General features: G+C 57.5%; 2 protein-coding genes. One reads left to right on the top strand and one right to left on the bottom strand.

Annotated features, from left to right (window positions below; genetic code table 11):
* Positions 1-107 precede the first annotated feature (107 nt).
* Positions 108-458 carry a potassium channel family protein gene (locus tag AC629_RS43925; RefSeq protein ID WP_245332205.1) on the top strand — a complete coding sequence of 117 codons (351 nt, stop codon included), beginning with the start codon at positions 108-110 and terminating at the stop codon, positions 456-458.
* 220 nt (positions 459-678) lie between these two features.
* Here the strand turns inward: AC629_RS43925 and AC629_RS43920 are convergent.
* The coding region (locus tag AC629_RS43920; RefSeq protein ID WP_168195763.1) for a molybdopterin-dependent oxidoreductase at positions 679-1,122 on the bottom strand (444 nt) is incomplete at its 5' end.

The raw sequence follows: 1,122 nt of genomic DNA, 5'->3' as shown, positions 1-1,122 counted from the left end.
GGCCGCACCTTTGTCCGGTTTGAAGACCTTGCTCTAGTTTTATTGTGCCGATCCATTGCTGAGCTGCACCACTTCTGCAGCGCTCTGTTTGCGGAGGTCGCCACGACATGAACCGGCCGGCACGGAAGCCGTTGCGGCGGCGCTTTTTGGTAGCGCTTGGCCATGCGATTCACGTGACGTGGCCGGTGTTGTCTGTACTTCTGGCAATTCAGCTTGCGTTGGGATTGCTGATTGGTTTTGTTGAGGGCTGGCCTCTCGGGGATGCGGTCTATTTTACTTTCATTACCGGCCTCACGATTGGTTACGGTGATCTCGTCCCGAAGCAAGCGTTGTCGCGCGCGCTTGCGATCGGAATTGGCTTTCTCGGGCTGTTTGTCACGGGTGTCATAGCGGCAATTGCGGTCCACGCCATGCTCTCAGCGCTAACCGATAGCGGGAGTGACGGTGAGCGATGCTAGTATCGACGAGGTGATCGAGTAAGCATGCTGCTTGCGCACTGCATAAGTCGGGTTGTGGCCCTTCGCAACATATTGCGCCGCCGCGCGAGCTTGGTCGTTAACGAGACAAAGCGGACATCAACCAGCCGACAATCTCCAGCAAGTCCGTCGAAAATGACCCGAAGGCGACATCAGTTTTCGGGACGGCTTGCTGAAACAGCACAGGCGTTGCCTCTCCGGTTTAAAGCCCGCTAAACCAGTTGTAACCCTGATCCTCCCAGTAACCGCCGGTGTAGTTGTTGAGCACCGCAAGCCCGATGACGTGCTTTGGATTTTTGAAGCCGAGCTTGGTCGGAATGCGCAGGCGCATCGGAAAACCGTATTTCGGCGGCAGGACCTCACCATCGTACTTGAAGGTCATCTGCGTCTGCGGATGCAGCGCCGTGGCCGTATCGATGGAGCTCGAATAGCCTTCGGCGCAGGTGAAATGCACGTACTTTGCCCGCGTATCGGCGCCAATCCGGCGGAGAAATTCGCGGAGCGGCGTTCCCGTCCATTTTCCAATCGCACTCCAGCCCTCGACGCACACAAGGCGGGTGATCTGTGTCTCCTGGGGCAGCGCGTACAGCCGATCGAGCGTCCACGGCCGTTTGTCGTCGACCAAACCGTCGATCAAGAGTTTGTA

This window comes from Bradyrhizobium sp. NAS80.1 (assembly GCF_001908205.1).
In the GTDB taxonomy this organism is placed as follows: Bacteria; Pseudomonadota; Alphaproteobacteria; order Rhizobiales; family Xanthobacteraceae; genus Bradyrhizobium.
Note: the sequence above shows the minus strand (reverse complement) of the source record. Positions and strands in the feature narration are given on the sequence as shown.